Source organism: Pseudomonas sp. (assembly GCF_033723075.1).
GTDB lineage: Bacteria > Pseudomonadota > Gammaproteobacteria > Pseudomonadales > Pseudomonadaceae > Aquipseudomonas.
This window is the reverse complement of the sequence record NZ_JAWVXU010000009.1, coordinates 109,503-132,500: the sequence shown is the minus strand read 5'-3', so window position 1 is coordinate 132,500 and position 22,998 is coordinate 109,503. Positions and strand designations below refer to the sequence as shown.

Genomic DNA, 22,998 nt, shown 5'->3' with positions numbered 1-22,998 from the left:
AGGGTCTGTTGCCGTTTCGATGCGGCCGCGAAACGGCAACAGACCCTGAGAACAGGGCCCTGACTGCTGCCTGCCGTGCGCCGAGAGTGACCCAGGAGCCCGCATGTCCGCCTTTGCTGCAACCAACCAAGACCGCCTCCTTGATCTCAGCGACCTGCTGCGCGAACTGGTCGCCCAGGGCCGGGTCGACCAGGACAGCGCCGAGCAGTGCCTGGCGATCCGCCGCAGCGCGGTGAACAATCAGCAGCATCCGCTGGAGTTCCTCGCCGCGCAGCAGGTCGATGACCTCAGCCATCCGGGCAAGAAGCTCGACCTGGAAAGCCTCACCCTCTGGCTGGCAGAGTTCGCCGGCCAACCCTACCTGCGCATCGACCCGCTGAAGATCGACGTCGCCGCCATCACTCCGCTGATGTCCTACGCCTTCGCCCAACGGCACAAGATCCTCGCCGTGGCGGTCGGCCCCGACGCGGTAACCATCGCCAGCGCGCAACCGCTGATGCACAGCTGGGAAGCCAACCTGACCCACGTGCTCAAGCGCCCGATCAAGCGGGTGGTGGCCAACCCGGTGGAAATCCAGCGCTTTACCGTGGAGTTCTACCGTCTGGCCAAGTCGGTCAGCGGCGCCAGCGCCGGCGACAGCAAGATCAGCGGGGTCGGCAACTTCGAGCAGTTGCTCAACCTCGGCGCCCAGGATCAGGAACCGGACGCCAACGACGCGCATATCGTCAACATCGTCGACTGGCTGTTCCAGTACGCCTTCCAGCAACGCGCCAGCGATATCCACATCGAGCCGCGCCGCGAGCAGGGTAGCGTGCGCTTTCGCATCGATGGCGTGCTGCACACCGTCTATCAGTTCCCGCCGCAGGTGACCATGGCGGTGGTCAGCCGCCTGAAAAGCCTGGGCCGGATGAACGTCGCGGAAAAGCGCAAACCCCAGGACGGCCGGGTCAAGACCAAGATTCCGGATGGCGGCGAAGTCGAACTGCGCCTGTCGACCCTGCCCACCGCCTTCGGCGAAAAACTGGTGATGCGCATCTTCGACCCGGAAGTGCTGCTGAAAAGCTTCGACCAGTTGGGCTTCTCGCCGGACGACATGAAGCGCTGGGCAGACATGACCCGTCAGCCCAACGGCATCATTCTGGTCACCGGCCCCACCGGCTCGGGCAAGACCACCACCCTCTACACCACGCTCAAGCAACTGGCGACCTCCGAGGTCAACGTCTGCACCATCGAAGACCCGATCGAGATGATCGAAGGCGCCTTCAACCAGATGCAGGTGCAACACAACATCGATCTGAGCTTCGCCAGCGGCGTGCGCGCGCTGATGCGCCAGGACCCGGACATCATCATGATCGGCGAGATCCGCGACCTGGAAACCGCCGAGATGGCGATCCAGGCCGCGCTGACCGGCCACCTGGTGCTGTCCACCCTGCACACCAACGACGCGCCCAGCGCCATCACCCGCCTGCTCGAACTGGGCGTGCCGCATTATCTGCTCAAGGCCACCCTGCTCGGGGTCATGGCCCAGCGCCTGGTGCGCACCCTGTGTCCGCACTGCAAGGCACCCCATGAGCTCAGCGAAGACGACTGGCAGAGCCTGACCCGACCCTGGAACGCGCCATTGCCGACCGGCGCGCACAAGGCCGTGGGTTGCCTGGAATGCCGCGACACCGGCTACCGCGGGCGCGCCGGGGTCTACGAGATCATGCAGCTCAACGATGCGATCAAGCCGCTGATCAATGCCGACACCGACCTCACCGCCCTGCGCCGGCATGCCTTCAAGGAAGGCATGCGCAGCCTCAGGCTGTCCGGCGCGCAAAAAGTCGCCGCGGGCCTGACCACCATCGAGGAAGTGCTGCGGGTCACGCCCCAGAGCGAACAGAAGTAGCCCACGACAGCCGTGGCCTAACCGTGGATGGGTTGGCCGCTCAAGCAATACTTGATCCGGCTGCATTCTCTGCGCGGCGCAACCCATCATTGCCCAGAACCTGCTGACGCCGTATCGGGTTACGCGGCGTTCAGCAGCAATGTTGCGGCCGGGATGGCGACAGTCGCCGCCAACCCGACCTACGGGCTAAATGCCCCTGCCTTTCACGTAGCGCAACGCCGCAGCGGACGCGTGGAGGAGGTCACAGTAGGCGAGAGTTTTCTCACAACCTCTCAGCGCTGGGCGACGATCGCCTCTGCCTTGCGTGGCGGGCAGTTGAGGTAGGCGGAGCTCTGCAGCCAGCCCTGGTCCGGGTACCAGGCGAAGATGAACTGGCCACCCTTGAGCTGGTCGACCACCATCCGCGCCACTTGCGGACGCACCGCCGGGCAACCGAGGCTGCGGCCGATCCGGCCCTGAGTCTTTGCCAGGCGCGGGTCGACGTAGCTGGCGGCGTGGATGACGATGGCGCGCTCGCGGGCACGGTCGTTCACCCCCGGCTCGAGCCCGTCCATGCGCAACGAGTAACCGTGCTTGCCGCTGTAGCTCTCCGCCGCGCGGAACAGCCCCAGACTCGACTGATGACTGTCCTGGGTGTTGGAAAAGCGCGTGGCCAGATTCTCGCCAGACATCCGCCCGTGGGCGACCAGGTCGTTCAACAGCAAGCGTTGCTGCTGCAGATCGAAAATCCACAAGCGGCGGGCGGTGGACGGCTGCGCATAGTCGATCACCGCCAGGCGCTGCGCCGGTTCGGCACCATGCTTGAGCGCACACTGCATGGCCGCCAGCGCATGCTCGAGGACCTGGCGATCGAGCCCGGGGGCGACGCGCGTCAGGCTGTCGAACAGCGGTGGCGGGGCGGATGCCGCCGCCAGCCAGGGCGATGCCAGCAGGCACAATCCGGTCAGGGTGAGGCCGAATCGGCGGAGTGATTTGATCATGGGCAGGAAGCTCCTGTGTACACTGCGGCGAACATTCGGCGAGCGCTTGTTTCAATCGCCTCGGGCGTAATACGAGCCGCCGACGACCACCCCATTCGACTGCATAGAGCAATCACGGAACTGGCGAATCATGGACTGCAAGGCGCGATTGTACAAAAAAACCGCACATTACCTGACCGCCGGCTGTCTGCTGGCGCTCACGGCCCAGGCCTACGGCGTCGACGACGGCGCTAGCCAGGCGATCCGCCAGAGCTTCGCCGCCCCCTCCAGTGCCTGCGCCTCGACGCTCGCGGCTGCCGAGCTGCAGAGCTCCGGTTTGCTCCACGAACTCTATGCACAAGAGGCATTCCTCCCGCTCTGGCAAGAGCCTAGCCGGCGCGTGGCGCTGCTGCACGAACTGGAGCAACTGGCCGACGACGGCCTCGACCCGAGCGAGTACCGGCTCGACAACCTGCGCGCCCCGCTGCCGAAGGATCTCCAGCAGCGCGCCTGTGCCGACCTGCTGATCAGCCACAGTTACCTGCAAGCCCTGCAGCATCTGGCGCACGGGCGGGTGGCGCAAGAACCGATCGAGCCCTTCTGGCGGGCCCCCGACAGCCTCAGCCCAACACCACGCCCCAGCGTGCTCAGCCTGGCCTGGCAGGGGCTCGACGACCTGCCGGCCGCCTTCGCCACGGCGCGGCCGGCTCTGCGCCAGTACCGGGAACTGCGCCGGGCCTATGCCGAGCGGCGACGCCAGCCACTCGCCGAGTGGACGTCGATTCCCGGCGGTGGCCTGCTGCGCCCGGACATGCGCGATGCGCGCGTTCCTCTGCTGGCTGCCCGCCTAGCCGCGGAAGGCTATATAGATGAACGACCCGCCAGCGACCACTATGACGCCACCCTGGTGGCCGCGGTGGAGCACTTCCAGACCCGCCATGGCCTGCAGGCCGACGCGGTGATCGGCCCGGACAGCCTGACCGCCCTGAATACCAGCGCGGCCGCACGCCTCGAGCAACTGCGGGTCAACCTCGAGCGCTGGCGCTGGCTGGCCGGCGACATCGAGGCCGAAACCCTGCTGGTGGATATCGCCGGCGGCCAGCTCAGCTATTACCGCGACCATCAGTTGCTGTGGCAGGGCCGCGCCCAGGTCGGCCGGCCGGCACGCCAGACGCCACAGCTCAAGTCATTGGTCAGCCGCCTGACCCTCAACCCGACCTGGACCGTGCCGCCGACCATCCTGCGCGAGGACAAGCTGCCGCAGATCCGCCGCGACCTCGGCTATCTGCAGCGCCAGCAGTTACGCGTGCTCGACCGCGACGGCACGCCGCTCGACCCGGCCAAGGTCGACTGGCAGAAGCCCGGGGCGATCATCCTGCGCCAGGATGCCGGGCCGAATAACCCCCTCGGGCAATTGGTCATCCGCTTTGCCAACCCGTTTTCCGTGTACCTGCACGACACCCCCAGCCAGCACCTGTTCGGCAAGTCGCCGCGCGCCTTCAGCTCCGGCTGCGTGCGCATAGAAGGCATCGTCGAACTGCTCGACACCCTGCTGCCGGCCGCTGACTGTGCCGAGATCGCACGCCTGCTGGCCAGCGGCAAAACCACGGAATTCCCGATACGCGAGCGCCTGCCGATCGTCCTCGCCTACTGGACCGCCACGGTCGACGCCGACGGCGAGCTGATCCTGCGCAACGACCTCTATGCACGGGATCGAAAATTGCTTGCCGCCCTGCAGCGCAACACCTACTGATTCACAAGTCCGTCTGGCGCCCGGGCAAAACGCCAGCTATACGCATACAATCGCCCGTCGCCTTACAAGCCCCCGCAAGGAAATACGCCTCATGGAAATCGGCAGTGTGATCTTTCTCTTCGTCGGCCTGGCCGTCGCCGTGGTCTTCATGGGTTTCAAAGTGGTGCCCCAGGGCTCCCAGTGGACGGTCGAGCGCTTCGGCCGCTACACCAACACCCTGACCCCGGGCCTGAACATCATAGTGCCGGTGATGGACCGCATCGGCCACAAGCTCAGCGTCATGGAAACCGTGCTGGATATTCCGCCGCAGGAAGTGATTACCTCCGACAATGCCACCGTGCAGATCGATGCCGTGTGCTTCTTCCAGGTAATCAACGCCGCCCAGGCCGCCTACGAGGTGAACAACCTCACCCATGCGATCCGCAACCTGCTGCAGACCAATATCCGTACCGTGCTCGGCTCCATGGAGCTGGACGCCATGCTCAGCCAGCGCGACGCGATCAACGAGAAACTGTTGCGCACAGTGGATGAGGCGACCGCGCCCTGGGGCATCAAGATCACCCGCATCGAAATCAAGGACATCAGTCCGCCCGCCGACCTGATGGCGGCCATGTCCGGGCAGATGAAGGCCGAGCGCATCAAGCGCGCGCAGATCCTCGAAGCCGAAGGCCTGCGCGCCGCCGCCATCCTCACCGCCGAAGGCAAGAAGCAGGCGCAGATCCTCGAGGCCGAAGGCCAGCGCCAGGCCGCCTTCCTCGAAGCCGAAGCCCGCGAACGGGCCGCCGGCGCCGAAGCCGAAGCCACCCGGGTGGTCTCCGAAGCAATTGCCAGCGGCAACGTGCAGGCGATCAACTACTTCGTCGCACAGAAATACATCGACGCCCTCGGCCAGCTGGCCAGCGCCAACAACAGCAAGGTGATCCTGATGCCGCTGGAAGCCAGCCAGGTGATCGGCGCGGTCAGCGGGATCGGTGAAATCGTCAAAGCCACCTTCGGTGATAAGCAGGGTTAAGCGATGTGGGACTACTTGCAGCACCTGTCATTCTGGAACTGGCTGGCCTTCGGCACCCTGTTGCTGATCCTCGAAGTGTTCGGCGCCGGCGGTTATCTGTTGTGGATCGGCATCGCCGCCGCCTGCGTCGGCGTGCTGACCTACCTGCTCCCGAACCTGCCCTGGGCCCTGCAGTTCATCCTGTTCGGCGCCCTCTCGGTGCTCACCGCGGTGTACTGGTGGCGCCGCCAGCGCACCGCGGCCAAGCCCTCCGATCAACCGGGGCTGAACCGCCGCGGCAGCGAGCTGCTGGGCCGCCAGTTCGTCCTGCATGAAGCCATCAGCGCTGGTCGCGGCAAGATCAAGGCCGGCGACACCCTGTGGCTGGTCAGCGGCCCGGACCTGCCGGCCGGTAGCCAGGTCAGGGTGATCGGCCAGGACGGCGTGCGGCTGAAAGTCGAAGCCATCGGGTGACCGCCGTGCATCTCGCGCCGCTAATGGCGGCGCAGGATGGCGCAGCGCTCGACCTGCTCGACCAGTCCTTTGCCGGCGACCCGACTCTCGGTTGGTACCTGTTCGCCGAGCGTCCGGGCTTTGCCCAACGCCGCCGCGCCTATCTACAGGCTTATCAACGCTTTCACCGGGCCAACCGCATGCCGACCCTCGCCGTCTGGCAGGCAGAACAACTGGCCGGTGCCTGTTATTTCAGCCTGGCCGGACAGCACCCCAGCGCCAGCAGCTTGCAGTCCATCGGCCAGTCCATCCGCCAGCAGTGCGGCGCCGACTGCCTGGCCCGGCTCGACCAGCTGATCGATGCCTTCGATCAGCAGCTGAGCCACTCCGACAGTGCACGCATCGAGTTCATCGCCGTGGCGCCCGGCCAGCAAGGCCGGGGCATCGGCAGCCTGCTGCTGAGCCAGACGCTGCAGCAACTGCGCCAGCAGGGCTGCCAGCGTGTCGCCCTGGAAACCGGCGAGCCGCGCAACCTGGCGCTGTATCAACGCCACGCGTTTGCCCAGAGCGGTCAGCTGTCGCTGCCGGGCCTGCGACAGTACTACCTGCAAGCGGATTGCTAGCGGCGGCGCCTAGGCCGGCAGCGGTGACGGCCATCGAGACGCCCGTAACGCTTGGCGGCTGAAGCGCAACACCCTTTTATAAAACAACCCGCATATCATTGATTTTATTGGCTATTACGTTTTCTGTAGGAGCGGGCCATGCCCGCGAAACGCATCGCGGGCATGGCCCGCTCCTACGGGTACCCACAAGCCGATAGACGCAATTGCCACCCCAGTTTGTTGCGCGACAGCGCTCCGTCGAAGTCGGCGAGCGAACTCCTACGGGTATGCGACGGGCCCCGCTATGGTTCCCACGCAGAACGGCGCACCCTACCCGAATCTGGCACGCCCTCCCTTGGTCGGCCGGGTTGAACCCCTGCCTGCCAATTGGACTCCTACTTCATAGGCAAACCTTTCGGAGTTACCCGTATGCGTCGTTTAAATCCGTTGATTTTTACCGTACTCGTCGCCGTCACGGCCCCGACATTCGCTGACAGTGCGGTGCGCGACATCCTCTCGTCCGGGGCAACCACGGCCTCGACCTACCTGACCTTCAAGGACAAGAAGCTGATCGTACCGGCACGTGACGATGCCAGCAGCTATGTCGCCAGCGCTGGAGAAATCCGCGGGCCATATCTGGAAGCCGCGCTGAAGCAATTGCGCGCCGAGCATCCAGATCTGCAGGCCAGCGACATGGAATTGGCCAGCGCCATCCTCGCTGCGGAACAGTAGTAGTGTCGTATCAGCGATCAAATGTCGTCGGCGCAGACCGCGTGTTGGCCAACGGCGTGCTTGCCAAGCGCCGTGTAACCCAACGGGACTAACCCAGCGGGACGGGGCGAGGATTAGTGTCGTCGGCAAACAGTAGGTTGGGTTAGCGGCGCAAACCGAGTGTTGGCCAACGGCGCGTCTGCCGAGCGCCGTGTAACCCAACCCAGCGTCCGCAAGTGCACCGCCATTGTTGGGTTACGCCGCGGCAAAGCTGCGGCAATAAGCACAATGCTGCGTAGGCGGCTAACCCAACCTACGGAACTGCGCTCAGCGCCAACCTACCCAAGCACGCACGGCGCACACACCCATTGCATGCAACACCTAACGTCGTCGCCTTTTTCACAGCCGCTCAAGCCTTGCCCAGCTCGCGGATGCTCTCGCGCAGGTGCTCGAAGTCGTGCCCGGACAACCCGACATACTCCAGCACCAGCTGCTCGATGCTCTGCCACTCATGGTCCTCGGCCTGGTTGCCCAGCACCCGGTGGCTTTCACAGATGTGCTCGGCCATCTTCAGAATCGCCAACAGGGTCTTCAGCTGGGCATCGCGGCCGGAGTCCTCGCTGAATATCGCCAGCGCGTCGTGGTGGCTGGCAATCGCCTCGCACAGATGCAGCGGCAGGTTCCATGACTTGGCGGTGAAGTAGCCGACCACCGCATGGTTGGTATTGAGCAGGCAATTCTCGCTATCGACCACCCGCATCTCGCTGCCGGCGTTGTAATAGGCCTCCTCCAGCACCGTCATGAAGTTGGGGAAGCGCTTGACCATCAGCGGAATGCCGCAGTTATGGAACAGGCCGAGGGTGTAGGCCTCATCCGGCGACTGGTAGCCGATGCGCTTGGCCAGGGTCAGGCAGGTCATGGCCACATCCTGGGCGCTGTCCCAGAACCGGTTGAGGGTGACGATGGTTTCGTCGCTGAGCTCGCCCTTGATCGACTGGGCATTGATCAGGTTGATCACCGTGTCGCAACCGAGCAGGTTGACTGCCTGCTGGATCGAGGCGATGCGGTTGGCCAGGCCGAAGAACGGCGAGTTGACGATCTTCAACAGCGCCCCGGACAAGCCGGGATCCTGGCTGATCAGCTTGGCGATGGCCTGCAGGTCGGGATTGGGCATGACCTGTTCCATCTGCAGGTCGACCATGATCTGTGGCTGCGGCGGCACGCTGATGCCTTGCAGGGCCTGGTGGATCTGTTCGGCGGAGAGGGGCTGGGCCATGACGGTTCGACAAGGATGGCAGAAGGCCAGAGTGTAGCCGGATTGCCCCCCATCCGAGCAAGCAGCAAACACCTCGGTCACAGGGAAAGCCCACCAGGCCTGCGCCTGCCCTCGGCGAAACGGCTATAATCGCGCTCTTTTTCCGGAGAGCCCCCATGTCCCTGCCCAGCCTGCGCCTGAAAGCCAACGCCGATCGACGCCTGCGCGCCGGCCATCTGTGGGTCTACAGCAACGAAATCGATGTTGCCGCCACGCCGCTGAACGGCTTTGCCGCAGGCGATCAAGCGATCCTCGAAGCGGCCGGCGGCAAGGCCCTGGGCGTGGTCGCGATGAGCCCGAACAACCTGATCTGCGCCCGCCTGCTGTCGCGCGACGTCAAGCACGTCCTGGACAAGTCCCTGCTGGTGCACCGCATCAATGTCGCCCTGTCGCTGCGCCAGCGCCTGTTCGACCAGCCCTGCTACCGCCTGGTATTCGGCGATTCCGACCTGCTTCCGGGCCTGGTGGTGGATCGCTTCTTCGACATTCTGGTGGTGCAACTGGCCTCCGCCACCATGGAACGGCACAAGGACGAGGTGCTCGCCGCGCTGATCCAGGTGATCAAGCCGAGCGGCATCCTGCTCAAGAACGACTCCGCCGCACGCGACGCCGAAGGCCTGGAGCGCTATGTCGACACCGCCTTCGGCGTGGTGCCGGAATGGGTGGCGCTGGAAGAGAACGGGGTGAAGTTCGAGGCCCCGGTGATCGAGGGGCAAAAGACCGGCTGGTTCTTCGACCACCGCATGAATCGCGCCCGTCTGGCGCCCTACGTCAAAGGCAAGCGGGTGCTCGATCTGTTCAGCTATATCGGCGGCTGGGGCGTGCAGGCGGCGGCGTTCGGCGCCACTGAAGTGATGTGCGTGGACGCCTCGGCCTTCGCCCTCGACGGTGTCGAGCGCAACGCGGCACTCAATGGCCTGTCGGAACAGGTCGCCTGCATCGAAGGCGACGTGTTCGCCGCCCTCAAGGAACTGAAGAACGCCGAAGAACGCTTCGACGTAGTGATCGCCGATCCACCCGCCTTCATCAAGCGCAAGAAGGACCTGAAGAACGGCGAAGCCGCTTACCGCCGCCTCAACGAGGCGGCCATGCGCCTGCTCAACAAGGACGGCATCCTGGTCAGCGCTTCCTGCTCCATGCACCTGCCGGAAGACGACCTGCAGAACATCCTGCTGACCAGCGCCCGCCACCTCGATCGCAACATCCAACTGCTCGAACGCGGCGCCCAGGGGCCGGATCATCCGGTGCATCCGGCCATCGCCGAAACCCGCTACATCAAGTCGCTGACCTGCCGCTTGCTGCCCAACAGTTAAGAGGCCGCCGAAAATCCGGCGAGCGAAGGCTGGCCCGGGCCGCATTCGAGGCTGATCGACTCGCTTCGCTCGCTCGGCGGGCCAGCTTTCTGCTGCTGCGCTTCTCGATCCGGCAATCGCCGGACAGTCGAGTGCAGTAGTTTTCAACGACTTGCCAAGACCACGCACCAGCCTGGTGCGTTTCGGCAGGTAGCCCCCTCCCCCCCTGTTGTTACCCCTTTCCCCACCCGGCTAGCGCAAACCCCAAGCTGAACTAGGCTTAGAAACACGCGCAGCGCAGCCGTGCGCGGTTATCGCTGGCTGGCGTGCTTATTGCTTTTGGTTATTTCCATAACAGCTGCTCGGACTTACGAGAGTACGAGACGGTTGACTGAAGCGAGTCAGGTGAACGCCACACGCTGGACACCTGTTTTGATGGGAGCTGGGGAGGTATATGGCTGAGCAGGCTGGGGACAAACCGTTCCTACAATTCACCAACGTGAAGAAGACCTACGACCACAAGACACTGGTGGTCAAGGATTTCAACCTGGATGTGGCCAAGGGCGAATTCATCACCCTGCTCGGCCCCTCCGGTTCCGGCAAGACCACCTGCCTGATGATGCTCGCCGGCTTCGAGGACGTGACCAGCGGCGAGATCCTGATCAACGGCCGCTCGGTCACCAGCATCGCACCCTACGCGCGCAACATCGGCATGGTGTTCCAGCAGTACGCCCTGTTTCCGCACATGACCCTGCGCGAAAACCTCGCCTACCCGCTGAAGATCCGCAAGAGACCCAAAGACGAAATCAAGGCCAAGGTCGACGAGTACCTGTCCCTGGTCGAGCTGCTGGATTTCGGCAACCGCTTTCCCGGGCAACTCTCCGGCGGCCAGCGCCAACGCGTGGCCCTGGCCCGCGCCCTGATCTTCGCCCCGGACATCATCTTGATGGACGAGCCGCTCGGCGCCCTCGACAAGAAGCTGCGCGAGCAGATGCAGTTCGAGATCAAGCGCCTGCACGAGCAGCTCGGTTTCACCGTGATCTACGTCACCCACGATCAGACCGAAGCCCTGACCATGAGCGACCGCATCGCCGTGTTCAACAACGGCATCGTCCAGCAATGCGCAGCGCCCAACGTGCTCTACGAGCGCCCGGCCAACCTGTTCGTCGCCGACTTCATCGGCGAGAGCAACAAGCTCAAGGGCACCATCGAGTCGGTCGGCGACGACACCGTCGATGTGCGCCTGGAAGACGGCGGCCTGGTCAGTAGCCTGAAGGCCAACTGTTGCGAAGTCGGCCTGCCGACCACCGTGTCGATCCGCCCGGAAAAACTCACCTTCACCGACCGCCTCGGCAGTGCCGGCAACCGGGTCAAGGCGCGCTTCGTGACCCGCCACTATGTCGGCGAATACATCCGCTACCATTTCGAGACCGCCGACGGCACCGAACTGGTGGTGAAGAACATGAACGACAGCTCGGCTCCGCAGTTCAGCAACAGCGACGAGGTTGCTCTGGCCTGGCTGGCCGAAGACAGCCAGGCGCTGGACCGCCCTGTCGCCGCGACTACGCTATAACCCCACAACTAAAAGCAAATGGAGCACAGCAATGGCTAGATCACTGACTACCCGCTTTTCCGCATTCGCTTTGGCTGCAGCGTTAGGCACGACCAGCTTCGCCGCCAGCGCCGAGGACAGTCTGACCGTCGTGTCCTGGGGGGGCGCCTATGGCGCGGCGCAGCAGAAGCACGTCATCGACCCGTTCCAGAAAGACACCGGCGTCAAGGTCCTGTTCGAGGACTATTCCGGCGGCGTGGCCGAAATCAAGGCCCAGGTCGAGTCCGGCAATATCCAGTGGGACGTGGTCGACTTCGAGGTGATCGACCTCGAGCGCGCCTGCTCCGAAGGCCTGCTCGAAGTCATCCCGCATGAGACCTTGCCAGCCGGCGTGGACGGCACCCCGGCCGCAGAAGACTTCATTCCCGAAGCCCTGGCCAGCGAATGCGCGGTCGGCAACATCGTCTGGTCGGTGGTCTTCGCCTACAACGAGAAGACCATCGGCGACACCAAGGCGGCGAGCATCAATGACTTCTTCGACACGGCCAAGGTCCCCGGCAAGCGCGCCATGCGCAAACGCCCACAGGTCAACATGGAGTGGGCCCTGCTGGCCGACGGCGTAGCGCCCAAAGACGTCTATGACGTGCTGTCCACCCCGGAAGGCCAGCAACGCGCCTTCGACAAACTGGCCACAATCAAGGACGACATCGTCTGGTTCGACTCCTGGTCGCAGGCCCCGCAACTGCTCAATGACGGCGGCGCAGTGCTGGTGCAGTCGGCCAACGGACGCTTCTACGACGCCATCCGCCAGGAAAACAAGCCCTTCGTCATAGTCTGGGACGGTCACGTCTACGACCTCGACGCCTGGGCCATCGTCAAGGGCACGCAGAAGAAGGATCTGGCACTCAAGTTCATCTCCTACGCCACCGGTTCCAAGCCATTGGCCGGCATGCCGGACGTCGCCTACGGCCCGACCCGCAAGTCCTCTATGCCGCTGGCCGATCCGACCGCCGCACCGCACCTGCCCACCGCCCACCTGGATAAAGGTATCCAGGCCAGCTCGGATTTCTGGGCCGACTACGGCGAGTCCCTCGGCGAGAAGTTCAATGAGTGGCTGTTGAAGTAACCCGTAATAGCCCCTCTCCCTCCGGGAGAGGGGTTGGGGTGAGGGTATCGGCCTCACCAGGATTAGCGGAGTAACACCTTGTCCTCACTTACCACTACCGAAGCCGGCCAAGCCGCCAGTGCCCGCGGCAAGAAACGCCTGACCGCCTTTCTATTCGTGGTGCCGTTGCTGGCCTTCATTCTGCTGACCTTCGTTGCGCCCATCGGCAGCATGCTCTGGCGCAGCGTGAACCACCCGGCCGTGGCCGAACTGATCCCGCTGACCCTGGTGGAGCTGCAACGCTGGGACGGCAAAGCAGTACCCGATGAAACGACCCTGAACGTCTTTGCCCTGGAGTTGCGTGGCCTGGCCAAGGAGCGCCTGTCCGGCAAGCTGTCCGAGGAACTCAACCGCGCCTATACCGGCATGTCCAGCGTGGTCAAATCCACCGCCCGACGAATCGCCCGAATCGAAGCCGAACAGCTGGCAACCCAAGGCGCCGAGACCCTGCTCAAGGCCCACGGCAACTGGCGCAAACCCGAAGTCTGGTATGCCATCCAGCGCGCGGGCGCGGTCTACACCTACGACTACTACCTGACCGCCCTGGACCTGGAAATGCACCCGGAGCAGGGTATCCAGATGCGTGAAGACACGCAGATCTACCTGCAGCTGTTCGGCAAGACCCTGTACATGGCGCTGGTCATCACCCTGTTCTGCGCCCTGCTCGGTTACCCGCTGGCCTACTACCTGGCCGGTCTGCCGGCAAACCGCGCCAACCTGTTGCTGGTGCTGGTACTGCTACCCTTCTGGACCTCTCTGCTGGTGCGGACCACCGCCTGGATCGCCCTGCTGCAGACCAACGGCGTGATCAACTCCTTCCTGCTCAGCACCGGCCTGATCGGTCAGCCGCTGGAGATGCTCTACACCTCGTTCGCCACCATCATCGCCATGACCCATATTCTCCTGCCGTTCATGATTCTGCCGCTGTACAGCGTGATGCGCGGCATCGACCCCAGCTACCTGCGTGCGGCCATGTCACTCGGCGCCAAGCCGATTCCGGCGTTCGCCCGGATCTACTTCCCGATGACCCTGCCGGGCCTGAGTGCCGGCGCCCTGCTGGTGTTCATCATTTCCGTGGGCTACTACATCACCCCGGCGCTGGTCGGCGGCACCGACGGACAGATGATCAGCAACATCATCGCCTTCCATATGCAGCGCTCGAACAACTGGGAACTGGCCGCCGCGCTGGGCTCCTTGCTGCTCGGCCTGATTCTCCTGCTGTACTGGCTGTACGACCGATTCGTCGGCGCCAGCAATATCAAACTGGGATAAAGCAGACATGAAAATCCCCAGCTACTTTGGTTTCTGGCACCACTTCGGCACCTGGCTGTTGAAAACCAGCTCCTGGCTGGTGCTGCTGTTCCTGATCATGCCGATCCTGGTGATCATCCCGCTGTCGTTCAACGTCGAGCCGTTCTTCAGCTTTACCGAAGGCATGCTGACCCTGCAGCCGGAGGCCTATTCGCTGCGCTGGTACCGGGAAATCTTCAACGACCCGAAATGGATCCTGGCGATCCAGAACAGCTTCCTGATCGGCATCTTCGCCACCGTGCTCGCCACCGTGCTGGGCACCTGCGCCGCCGTCGGCCTGGCCCGCGACGACATGCCCTACCGGCGTTTCATCACCGCCCTGCTGCTGTCGCCGATGATCGTGCCGCTGATCATCACCGCCGCCGGGATGTTCTTCTTCTATTCCAACCTGGGTCTGGCCGGCAGCTACCTGGGGGTGATCCTGGCCCACGCCGCCCTGGGCACGCCCTTCGTGATCATCACCGTGACCGCGACCCTGACCGGTTTCGACTACAGCCTGGCGCGTGCGGCGCTGAACCTCGGCGCCACGCCGCTGCGGGTGTTCTTCGACATCATCATGCCGCTGATCCGTCCCGGGGTGATTTCCGGCGCGCTGTTCGCCTTCATCACCTCGTTCGACGAGGTGGTGGTGATCCTGTTCATGGCCGGCCCCCAGCAACGCACCATCCCCCGGCAGATGTTCTCGGGCCTGCGCGAGCAGATCAACCCGAGCATCCTGGCCATCGCCACCCTGCTGATCCTGGTGTCCATCGCCTTGCTGGTCACCCTCGAACTGCTGCGGCGGCGTTCCGAGCGCCTGCGCGGCGTCGAACTGATCGAATAACCCGCTCCCGCGTTGGCTAACTGAGCGCTCCGCGCTTTAACTAAGCGCTCTGCGCTTTCGCCACCACACCGCCTGGGCTTAGAATCGTCCCTTTGCTGCCGCACCCAGGCGGACGTGTACCAGGCCGAGCCAGCGCAGACCCCGCGCCAACCTCCGCCCCAGCCCTGCAATCGGTCACTTCCGTTTGCCTTGGGCCTGAACCCGGCTCAACATACGCCCCAACAGCCCGTTGCGCGCACGCGGCCCTCGCCCAGGCGACTGCCAGCGAATGCGTGACCTGAACAGCCTTTGCAGGACTTATCGCCATGCCTGATTACCGCTCGAAAACCTCCACCCACGGCCGCAACATGGCCGGCGCCCGCGCCCTGTGGCGCGCCACCGGGATGAAGGACGAGGACTTCAAGAAGCCGATCATCGCCATCGCCAACTCCTTCACCCAGTTCGTGCCCGGCCACGTGCACCTGAAGGACATGGGCCAACTGGTCGCCCGCGAAATCGAACGCGCCGGCGGCGTGGCCAAGGAATTCAATACCATCGCGGTCGACGACGGCATCGCCATGGGCCACGACGGCATGCTCTATTCGCTGCCGAGCCGCGAGATCATCGCCGACTCGGTCGAGTACATGGTCAACGCCCACTGCGCCGACGCCATCGTCTGCATCAGCAACTGCGACAAGATCACCCCCGGCATGCTGATGGCCGCCCTGCGCCTGAACATCCCGGTGATCTTCGTCTCCGGCGGGCCGATGGAAGCCGGCAAGACCAAGCTGGCCAGCCACGGCCTGGACCTGGTCGACGCCATGGTCATCGCCGCCGACGACTCGGCCAGCGACGAGAAGGTCGCCGAGTACGAGCGCAGCGCCTGCCCGACCTGCGGCAGCTGCTCCGGCATGTTCACCGCCAACTCGATGAACTGCCTGATGGAAGCCTTAGGGCTCGCCCTGCCGGGCAACGGTTCGACCCTGGCCACCCACAGCGACCGCGAACAGCTGTTCCTGCAGGCCGGGCGCACCGCAGTGGAACTGTGCAAACGCTATTACCAGGACAACGACGACTCGGTGCTGCCGCGCAACGTCGCCAACTTCAAGGCGTTCGAAAACGCCATGAGCCTGGACATCGCCATGGGCGGCTCGACCAACACCATCCTGCACCTGCTGGCCGCAGCCCAGGAAGGCGAGATCGACTTCGACCTGCGCGACATCGATCGCCTGTCGCGCAAGGTGCCGCAGCTGTGCAAGGTCGCGCCGAACATCCAGAAGTACCACATGGAAGACGTCCATCGCGCCGGCGGTATCTTCAGCATCCTCGGCTCCCTGGCCCGCGGCGGCCTGCTGCACACCGACCTGCCGACCGTACACAGCAAGAGCATGAGCGAGGCCATCGCCAAGTGGGATATCACCCAGACTGACGACGAAGCCGTGCACACCTTCTTCCGCGCCGGCCCGGCCGGCATCCCGACCCAGACCGCGTTCAGCCAGAGCACCCGCTGGGACACGGTCGATGACGACCGGGAGAACGGCTGCATCCGTAGCGTCGAGCATGCGTACTCGCAAGAAGGCGGGCTCGCGGTGCTCTACGGCAATATCGCCGTCGACGGCTGCGTGGTGAAGACCGCCGGGGTGGACGAGTCCATCCATATCTTCGAAGGCAACGCGAAGATCTTCGAGAGCCAGGACAGCGCGGTACGCGGCATCCTCAACGACGAAGTGCAGGAAGGCGATATCGTCATCATCCGCTACGAAGGCCCGAAAGGCGGCCCGGGCATGCAGGAAATGCTCTATCCGACTTCTTATCTGAAGTCCAAAGGACTGGGCAAGGCCTGCGCCCTGCTCACCGACGGCCGCTTCTCCGGCGGCACCTCGGGCCTGTCGATCGGCCACGCCTCGCCGGAAGCCGCCGCCGGCGGCGCCATCGGCCTGGTGCGCGCAGGCGACAAGATCCTGATCAACATCCACGAGCGCTCGATCAACCTGCTGATCAGCGATGAAGAGCTGGCCGCACGCCGGGTGGAACAGGACAAGAAGGGCTGGAAGCCGGTGGAGAACCGCCCGCGCAAAGTTACCACGGCACTCAAGGCCTACGCACTGCTCGCCACCAGCGCCGACAAGGGCGCGGTGCGCGACAAGGCGCTGCTGGACAAACTGGTGCCCTGATACGTCACGCACACCCAGAAGCCCGGCCTAGTGCCGGGCTTTTGCGTTCTACCGGTCAACCCCCGTAGGGTGCGCCGCGCGCACTGGGCAATGCATGCACGACCGGTCGAACACGCCTCTCAGCTCACGCCCATATAACGCCCGGCGCGGTGATTGATCGCCAGCACCAGGTTCAGCGCCACCGCACCGAGGATCGACAACACGACCTTGTCCAGCGGCACGATGAACACCGCCGTCAGCACGATCGCCACATCGATGCCCATCTGCACCTTGCCCGCGCGCAGGCCGAAGCGCTCCTGCAGGAACAGCGCGAGGATATTCACCCCGCCCAGGCTGGCGCGGTGCCGGAACAGCATGAGCAGGCCCAGGCCCATGGCGAAGCCGCCGAACAGGGCCGCATAGAGCACATTCAACTGGGTGAAACCGATCCACTGCGGGGTCAGTTCGGCCAGCAGCGACACCAGGCCGACCGCGCAGAAGGTGCGCAGGGTGAACTGCCAGCCCATCTGCCAGATGGCCAGGGCATAGAAGGGCAGGTTGATCAGGAAGAATGACCAGCCGAATGACCAGCCGAGCAGGTACTTGAGCAGAAAAGCGACACCGACGGTGCCGCCGGTCAGCAGCCCTGCATGGGCATAGAGGGCGATGCCCAGAGCGACCATGGCGGTGCCCATCAGCAGGGCCAGGGCATCTTCCCACAGCGGATGACGCATGATCGCAGCCAGGGTGTCGATCTGCTGACTATCGGATTTGACTTCAGCCATGGTGCAAACCTGCAGGTGCAATGGGCGAGTCAGAAAAGCTAGACCAATAACCACTCAAGCGAATTGGTCCAGATCAAGAAAGCGCTAATCACCTGCACGACCAGGTCTCGAAGGCATAGGCCGGCGTCTGCGCCGTGGCCGGGTGTGCCTCGAGGGCATCACGCTGCCAGTCGGCCTCGCTGAACGCGGGAAACCAGGCATCGCCCTCGGGACTCAGCTCGACCCGGGTCAGGTACAACTGCGCGGCCAATGGCAGCGCCTGCTGGTAAAGCTGCGCGCCACCGATCAGCATCAGTTCGCTGGCGCCCTGCTGCCGCGCCCATTCATCGGCGCGGACGATGGCCGCCTCGAGCGAGGCGAAGACTTCGGCGCCCTCGAGCTGCAAGCCGGGCTGGCGGCTGACCACCAGGTTGAGCCGGCCCGGCAGGGGCCGGCCGAGCGAATCCCAGGTCTTGCGGCCCATGATGATCGGCTTGCCCAGGGTCAGCGCCTTGAAATGCTTGAGGTCGGCCGGCAGATGCCAGGGCAGTTGGTTGTCGCGGCCGATCACGCGGTTCTGCGCGAGGGCGGCGATCAGGCAGAGAGGCAGGGAATTTTTCATGGCAGCGAGCATAGCAGAGGGGCGAGGCCCGTCGCAGCCCACCTGTGGCATTGCCAACCCAGCCACAAACTGCAGCGCGTTCACCCAGTTGTTTCCAGGTCGTCGTCGAACCGTCACCGCTGCCCAGGCAGACTAGTACTTCCCCCCGCGCAAGGAGACGCCGCCATGTTCCTCACCCTCCGCACCCTGTTCTGCGCCAGCTTGCTGGCCCCGCTGCTGGCCATTGCCGCCCCGGCCCAGGCCGACGGCGTACAGGCCGCCATCGATTGGGCCAGGCAGCAGCCGCAAACCCACAACGGCAAGCCCAGGGGCGACGCCAAGCCGCTGATCATCGCCCACCGCGGCGCCAGCGGTTATGTGCCCGAGCACACCCTGGCCGCCTATGCCCTGGCCATTCTGCAAGGCGCCGATTACATCGAGCCGGACCTGGTGATGACGAAAGACGGCCAACTGGTCGCCCGCCACGACAACGAACTGGGACTGACCACCGACGTCGCCCAGCGCCCCGAATTCGCCGACCGCCAGCGCAGCCAGAGCGTCGACGGGGTCAGCCTCAACGGCTGGTTCAGCGAAGACTTTACCCTCGCCGAACTCAAGACCCTGCGCGCCATCGAGCGGATCCCGCATATTCGTCCGGGCAACGCCCGTCTGGACGGCAGTTTCACCATCCCGACCCTGCAGGAAATCATCGACCTGGTGAAAACCCTGCAACTCAGCCAGCAGCGGATGGTCGGACTGTACCCGGAAACCAAGCACCCGACCCACTTCCAGCAGCTCGGCCTGGGCCTGGAAAGACCGCTGGTCAGGCTATTGAAGAAGAACGGCTACAACAGCGCCCAGGCACCGGTGTATATCCAGTCATTCGAGGTCGAGAACCTCAAGACCCTGCGCCGCATGACGCCGCTACGCCTGGTGCAGCTGCTCTGGGTCGAAGGCCAGCCCTATGACCAGCAGGTGCTGGGCAGCGACCTGAGTTACGCGCAGATGACCACGCCCGCCGGCCTCACCGCCATTGCCCGCTATGCTGCCGGCATCGGCCCGGAAAAGGGCCAGGTCATCCCCCGCGACGCCAACGGCAATCTGGGCAGCGCCACGACCCTGGTGCGGGACGCCCACGCCGCCGGGCTCAAGGTGCACCCTTACACCTTCCGCGCGGAAAACAGCTTTCTGCCGACCGCCCTGCGCAGCAACGATGACCCGCAGGCCAGGGGCGATATAGCGACGGAAATTCGCGCCTTCCTCGACGCCGGAATCGACGGCCTGTTTATCGACCAGCCGGATATTGCCGTGCGCTTGCGCGAGGAGCCCTCGACCGGCGAGGACCGCGCAGACTGAAGCGCCAGCAGGATCAGGGTTTCTCCCAACCCCACGCCAAGGGTTATGCTCAGTCTCGATCTGGCCAACGAGACACCGCGTGACCACCGACCCTGCTCCGAACAAACTCCAGCGCCTCTGGCTCAGCGAAGCGATTCGCCTGCGCGAAGAGCACGCCGGCCCGCTGGAAGACCGCGAAGCCAATCGCCGGGCCCAGGCCGGCGGCGGCGATCTCGCCGAACGCATCCAGGCCCGCGCCCTGCTGCTCGCCGCGCGTGACGGTCAGCTGCAGGCGCTGCGCCACTGGCTGCAGGGCGCACGCCTGGCCCTCGCGGCGCTGCTGCTGTTGGCCCTGCTCAGCGGCATCGGCCTGGCGGTTGCGGCGCTTGGCGACGGCCAGCGCCCGGTCAATGTGTTCTGGGCCCTGGGCAGCCTGCTCGGCCTCAACCTGCTGATGCTGCTCGGCTGGGCCCTGGGCCTGCTGCTGGCGCGCGACAGCACCGGCGCCCTCGGCCGGCTGTGGTTGTGGCTCAGCGAAAAACTCGCCCGCGACGCCCAGGCCGCGCAACTGGCGCCGGCGCTACTGGTGCTGCTGCAACGCCAACGCCTCGGCCGCTGGGGCCTGGGCGTGCTGGTTCACGGCCTGTGGCTGCTGGCCCTGCTGGCGGCGCTGCTGAGCCTGCTGACGCTGCTCGCCACCCGCCGCTACGGCTTCGTCTGGGAAAGCACCATTCTCGGCGGCGAAACCTTTATCGCCCTGACCCAGGCCCTCGGTGCGCTGCCGGCGCTGCTCGGTTTCAGCCTGCCGGACGCCGAGCTGATCCGCGCCAGCGGCGACAGCGCCCTGGCCAGCGAAGCCGCGCGCCACGCCTGGGCCGGCTGGCTGGTCGGCGTGCTGCTGGTCTACGGCCTGCTGCCGCGCCTGCTGCTGGGGGCGTTCTGCCTGTGGCGCTGGCGCCGGGGCTGCGCCGCCCTGCGCCTGGAGGTCGGCCTGCCCGGCTACAGTCTGCTGCGCGAGCGCCTGCAACCAAGCAGCGAACGCCTCGGCGTGTGCGATGCGGCGCCCGCACAGTGGCCCCAGCCAACCGCCGGCAGCAACCCGCAAGACAGCCAGGGCGCCGTACTGGTGGCCATCGAACTGGACGAGCGACGGCCCTGGCCGCCGGCCTTGGCCAAGGGCATCAGCGACGCCGGGGTGATCGACAGCCGCGAACAGCGCCAGCGCCTGCTCGAACAACTCACCCGCTTTCCCCCGGCGCGCCTGGCGATCGCCTGCGACCCGCGCCGCTCGCCGGATCGCGGCAGCCTGGCGCTGCTCGGCGAACTGGCCCGCACGGCGGCAGCCACACGCATCTGGCTGCTGCCGGCGCAACCCGGCGAAGCCCTGGACAGCGAACGCCTCGACGACTGGCATAGCGCCCTGGACCAGTTGCAGCTGGCACACAGCGACAGCGCCCCGCTGCGCTGGCTGGAGAGCGGCCATGAGTGACATCGTTCAATCCAGGCTACGCGAGCTGGGTAGGGTGGATGACGCCTTTTTCATCCACCATCGTTGTTGGTGGTGGATGGGTAAAGCGTCATCCACCCTACGGAGCCTACTATGAGCCAACCGCTGAAGCTCGCCGTGGTCGGCCACACCAATGTCGGCAAGACCTCGCTGCTGCGCACCCTGACCCGCGACGTCGGTTTCGGCGAGGTCTCGCATCGCCCCAGCACCACCCGCCATGTCGAGGGCGCGCGCCTGTCGGTGGATGGCCAGGCGCTGCTCGAGCTGTACGACACCCCCGGCCTGGAAGACGCCATCGCCCTGCTCGACTACCTGGAACGCCTGGAGCGCCCCGGCGAACGCCTGGACGGCCCGGCACGCCTGGCGCGCTTTCTCGATGGCAGCGAGGCGCGCCAGCGTTTCGAGCAGGAGGCCAAGGTGCTGCGCCAATTGCTCGCCTCGGACGCCGGCCTCTACGTGATCGATGCCCGCGAGCCGGTGCTGGCCAAGTACCGCGACGAACTGGCGATCCTCACCATGTGCGGCCGACCCTTGCTGCCGGTGCTGAACTTCGTCGCCGGCCGCCAGCACCGCGAAGACGACTGGTACCAGGCCCTGGCTCGCCTCGGCCTGCATGCGCGGGTCGCCTTCGACAGCGTGGCGCCGCCGCTGGATGGCGAACGCCGGCTCTACGAGAGCCTGGCCCTGCTGCAGGAAAAGGCCCGGCCGCAGCTGCAACGGCTGATCGACGACCATGAACTGCAACGCCAGGCCCGCCGCCACAGCGGCACCCGGCTGATCGCCGAACTGCTGATCGACTGCGCCGCCTGCCGACGCAGCGTGGCGGCCCAGCCAACCCTGGAACAAGGCGCGATCCGCGAACTGCGCGAAACCATCCGCCAGCGCGAACAGCGTTGCGTCGAAGCCTTGCTGCGCCTGTATGCCTTCCGCCAGGACGACGCCAAGGCCGAAGCCGTGCCCCTGCTCGACGGCCGCTGGGGCGACGACCTGTTCAACCCGGAAACCCTCAAACAGCTCGGGGTCAAGCTCGGCGGCGGCATGGCCGCCGGCGCGGCCACCGGGGTCGGCATCGACCTGCTGGTGGGCGGCGTCACCCTCGGCGCCGCGGCCGCCCTCGGCGCCCTGATCGGCGGCGGCGCGCAGACCCTGCGCGGCTACGGCGCCCGCCTGAAAGGCAAACTCAAGGGCCAGCGCGAGCTGACCGTGGACGACGCCGTGCTGCGCCTGCTCGCCCTGCGCCAGCAACTGTTGCTGCAAGCCCTGGAAACCCGCGGCCACGCGGCGGTGCAGGCCATCCAGCTGCCCGCGCCGCAGGAGGCGCTATGGCGCGAAGGCAAACTGCCCGACGCCCTGCACAAAGCCCGCGCCCACCCCGAATGGTCCTCCCTCAACCCCGGCGCGCGCCTGCAACAGCTGGAGCGCCAGGCGCAGGTCGAGGTGCTGAGCGCGACGCTGACAGCATCCTAACCGGATAGAAGCCGGGGACGTGCCCATACAGTCCGCCCCGGTTTGCAGCCGTAGATGGACTGTTGCTGCAATGGGCGCCGGCTTGTTGAGCGACGGGCCCTTGCTCGGCGTCCGGTGGGCGGAAAGATGGATATAGCGCGAGCACAGATGGCCTCAATCTCATCGATGGCAGCAAGTCAGAGGGGGTTGATGCCGGCCATTAGCGAGCATGGCCGGCGGACGGTTTCCGACCGGTAGCAGGCCTTGGTCACCGGCAGAAATCGGCCAGAACGGGATGGTCGCGACAGGCAGGAGACGGCTAGGAGCGGCCGGTCTACCCTATAAATAAGTCTGAGAATTATCTGGCCGGCAGGCCTCCCTTCTTCGCTTAAAGTATG

At 65.2% G+C, this 22,998-nt stretch carries 19 protein-coding genes; 15 read left to right on the top strand and 4 right to left on the bottom strand.

The genetic code is table 11. The features are described from left to right. Positions 1-103 precede the first annotated feature (103 nt). Entirely contained in the window at positions 104-1,888 is a 1,785-nt protein-coding gene (locus R3355_RS12705; protein ID WP_318961503.1) for a GspE/PulE family protein, read from the top strand. Positions 1,889-2,160: 272 nt separating this feature from the next. On the opposite strand, the gene R3355_RS12700 is transcribed toward R3355_RS12705, so the two are convergent. After that, positions 2,161-2,868, bottom strand: a complete 708-nt coding sequence (locus R3355_RS12700) for a murein L,D-transpeptidase catalytic domain family protein (RefSeq protein WP_318961502.1) — start codon at positions 2,866-2,868, stop codon at positions 2,161-2,163. Between the two features lie 148 nt (positions 2,869-3,016). On the opposite strand from R3355_RS12700, the gene R3355_RS12695 reads away from it, so the two are divergent. The 5 genes from R3355_RS12695 to R3355_RS12675 all read left to right on the top strand — a co-directional run bounded on the left by R3355_RS12695 (position 3,017) and on the right by R3355_RS12675 (position 7,378). Next, the gene (locus tag R3355_RS12695) at positions 3,017-4,600 is read left to right on the top strand and encodes a L,D-transpeptidase family protein (protein ID WP_318961501.1); all 1,584 of its coding nucleotides are present in this window, start codon (positions 3,017-3,019) and stop codon (positions 4,598-4,600) included. 91 nt (positions 4,601-4,691) lie between these two features. Then, the gene (locus R3355_RS12690; protein ID WP_318961500.1) at positions 4,692-5,612 is read left to right on the top strand and encodes an SPFH domain-containing protein; all 921 of its coding nucleotides are present in this window, start codon (positions 4,692-4,694) and stop codon (positions 5,610-5,612) included. A 3-nt stretch (positions 5,613-5,615) separates the two neighbouring features. Next, complete coding sequence (locus tag R3355_RS12685; RefSeq protein WP_318950409.1) at positions 5,616-6,065, top strand: NfeD family protein; 450 nt, start codon at positions 5,616-5,618, stop codon at positions 6,063-6,065. Continuing rightward, positions 6,062-6,667 carry a GNAT family N-acetyltransferase gene (locus R3355_RS12680; RefSeq protein WP_318961499.1) on the top strand — a complete coding sequence of 202 codons (606 nt, stop codon included), beginning with the start codon at positions 6,062-6,064 and terminating at the stop codon, positions 6,665-6,667. The genes R3355_RS12685 and R3355_RS12680 overlap by 4 nt, the downstream gene beginning before the upstream one ends. A gap of 408 nt (positions 6,668-7,075) precedes the next feature. Continuing rightward, positions 7,076-7,378, top strand: a complete 303-nt coding sequence (locus tag R3355_RS12675; protein ID WP_318961498.1) for a DUF2388 domain-containing protein — start codon at positions 7,076-7,078, stop codon at positions 7,376-7,378. A gap of 388 nt (positions 7,379-7,766) precedes the next feature. Here the strand turns inward: R3355_RS12675 and R3355_RS12670 are convergent, their stop codons facing one another. Then, a complete protein-coding gene (locus R3355_RS12670) occupies positions 7,767-8,579 on the bottom strand; it encodes an HDOD domain-containing protein (RefSeq protein ID WP_318961571.1) in 813 nt (270 codons plus the stop codon). A gap of 209 nt (positions 8,580-8,788) precedes the next feature. Here R3355_RS12670 and R3355_RS12665 point away from each other — a divergent pair, with 209 nt between their 5' ends. The 6 genes from R3355_RS12665 (at position 8,789) to ilvD (ending at position 16,968) form a co-directional block, all read left to right on the top strand. Then, a complete protein-coding gene (locus R3355_RS12665; protein ID WP_318961497.1) occupies positions 8,789-9,985 on the top strand; it encodes a class I SAM-dependent rRNA methyltransferase in 1,197 nt (398 codons plus the stop codon). Positions 9,986-10,418: 433 nt separating this feature from the next. Next, positions 10,419-11,537 carry an ABC transporter ATP-binding protein gene (locus R3355_RS12660; RefSeq protein ID WP_318961496.1) on the top strand — a complete coding sequence of 373 codons (1,119 nt, stop codon included), beginning with the start codon at positions 10,419-10,421 and terminating at the stop codon, positions 11,535-11,537. Between the two features lie 31 nt (positions 11,538-11,568). Continuing rightward, entirely contained in the window at positions 11,569-12,642 is a 1,074-nt protein-coding gene (locus tag R3355_RS12655; RefSeq protein ID WP_318961495.1) for an ABC transporter substrate-binding protein, read from the top strand. 78 nt (positions 12,643-12,720) lie between these two features. Further along, a complete protein-coding gene (locus R3355_RS12650) occupies positions 12,721-13,953 on the top strand; it encodes an ABC transporter permease (RefSeq protein ID WP_318950420.1) in 1,233 nt (410 codons plus the stop codon). A gap of 7 nt (positions 13,954-13,960) precedes the next feature. Further along, complete coding sequence (locus R3355_RS12645; RefSeq protein ID WP_318950422.1) at positions 13,961-14,815, top strand: ABC transporter permease; 855 nt, start codon at positions 13,961-13,963, stop codon at positions 14,813-14,815. Positions 14,816-15,120: 305 nt separating this feature from the next. Then, positions 15,121-16,968 carry a dihydroxy-acid dehydratase gene (gene ilvD, locus R3355_RS12640; protein WP_318961494.1) on the top strand — a complete coding sequence of 616 codons (1,848 nt, stop codon included), beginning with the start codon at positions 15,121-15,123 and terminating at the stop codon, positions 16,966-16,968. 119 nt (positions 16,969-17,087) lie between these two features. On the opposite strand, the gene R3355_RS12635 is transcribed toward ilvD, so the two are convergent. Then, the gene (locus R3355_RS12635; RefSeq protein ID WP_318950670.1) at positions 17,088-17,732 is read right to left on the bottom strand and encodes a YitT family protein; all 645 of its coding nucleotides are present in this window, start codon (positions 17,730-17,732) and stop codon (positions 17,088-17,090) included. An 88-nt stretch (positions 17,733-17,820) separates the two neighbouring features. Continuing rightward, positions 17,821-18,345, bottom strand: coding sequence for a dihydrofolate reductase (locus R3355_RS12630; protein ID WP_318961493.1), 525 nt, complete (start codon positions 18,343-18,345; stop codon positions 17,821-17,823). 153 nt (positions 18,346-18,498) lie between these two features. Between R3355_RS12630 and R3355_RS12625 the strand changes: the two genes are divergently transcribed. From R3355_RS12625 to R3355_RS12615, 3 genes are all read left to right on the top strand, one after another. Then, positions 18,499-19,668 (top strand): glycerophosphodiester phosphodiesterase, encoded by a 1,170-nt coding sequence (locus R3355_RS12625; protein ID WP_318961492.1) that lies wholly within the window; start codon positions 18,499-18,501, stop codon positions 19,666-19,668. A gap of 79 nt (positions 19,669-19,747) precedes the next feature. Continuing rightward, entirely contained in the window at positions 19,748-21,136 is a 1,389-nt protein-coding gene (locus tag R3355_RS12620) for a DUF2868 domain-containing protein (protein ID WP_318961491.1), read from the top strand. Positions 21,137-21,247: 111 nt separating this feature from the next. Further along, positions 21,248-22,621: a GTPase/DUF3482 domain-containing protein gene (locus R3355_RS12615; protein ID WP_318961490.1), complete on the top strand. Its 1,374-nt coding sequence runs from the start codon at positions 21,248-21,250 to the stop codon at positions 22,619-22,621. Positions 22,622-22,998 lie beyond the last annotated feature (377 nt).

Excerpts from the sequence above, each read along its gene's own strand:
- R3355_RS12705 (WP_318961503.1), top strand. The coding sequence starts at position 104 with ATGTCCGCCTTTGCTGCAACCAACCAAGACCGCCTCCTTGATCTCAGC.
- R3355_RS12700 (WP_318961502.1), bottom strand. The coding sequence starts at position 2,868 with ATGATCAAATCACTCCGCCGATTCGGCCTCACCCTGACCGGATTGTGC.
- R3355_RS12690 (WP_318961500.1), top strand. The coding sequence starts at position 4,692 with ATGGAAATCGGCAGTGTGATCTTTCTCTTCGTCGGCCTGGCCGTCGCC.
- R3355_RS12685 (WP_318950409.1), top strand. The coding sequence starts at position 5,616 with ATGTGGGACTACTTGCAGCACCTGTCATTCTGGAACTGGCTGGCCTTC.
- R3355_RS12675 (WP_318961498.1), top strand. The coding sequence starts at position 7,076 with ATGCGTCGTTTAAATCCGTTGATTTTTACCGTACTCGTCGCCGTCACG.
- R3355_RS12665 (WP_318961497.1), top strand. The coding sequence starts at position 8,789 with ATGTCCCTGCCCAGCCTGCGCCTGAAAGCCAACGCCGATCGACGCCTG.
- R3355_RS12660 (WP_318961496.1), top strand. The coding sequence starts at position 10,419 with ATGGCTGAGCAGGCTGGGGACAAACCGTTCCTACAATTCACCAACGTG.
- R3355_RS12655 (WP_318961495.1), top strand. The coding sequence starts at position 11,569 with ATGGCTAGATCACTGACTACCCGCTTTTCCGCATTCGCTTTGGCTGCA.
- R3355_RS12645 (WP_318950422.1), top strand. The coding sequence starts at position 13,961 with ATGAAAATCCCCAGCTACTTTGGTTTCTGGCACCACTTCGGCACCTGG.
- ilvD (WP_318961494.1), top strand. The coding sequence starts at position 15,121 with ATGCCTGATTACCGCTCGAAAACCTCCACCCACGGCCGCAACATGGCC.
- R3355_RS12635 (WP_318950670.1), bottom strand. The coding sequence starts at position 17,732 with ATGGCTGAAGTCAAATCCGATAGTCAGCAGATCGACACCCTGGCTGCG.
- R3355_RS12630 (WP_318961493.1), bottom strand. The coding sequence starts at position 18,345 with ATGCTCGCTGCCATGAAAAATTCCCTGCCTCTCTGCCTGATCGCCGCC.
- R3355_RS12625 (WP_318961492.1), top strand. The coding sequence starts at position 18,499 with ATGTTCCTCACCCTCCGCACCCTGTTCTGCGCCAGCTTGCTGGCCCCG.
- R3355_RS12615 (WP_318961490.1), top strand. The coding sequence starts at position 21,248 with ATGAGCCAACCGCTGAAGCTCGCCGTGGTCGGCCACACCAATGTCGGC.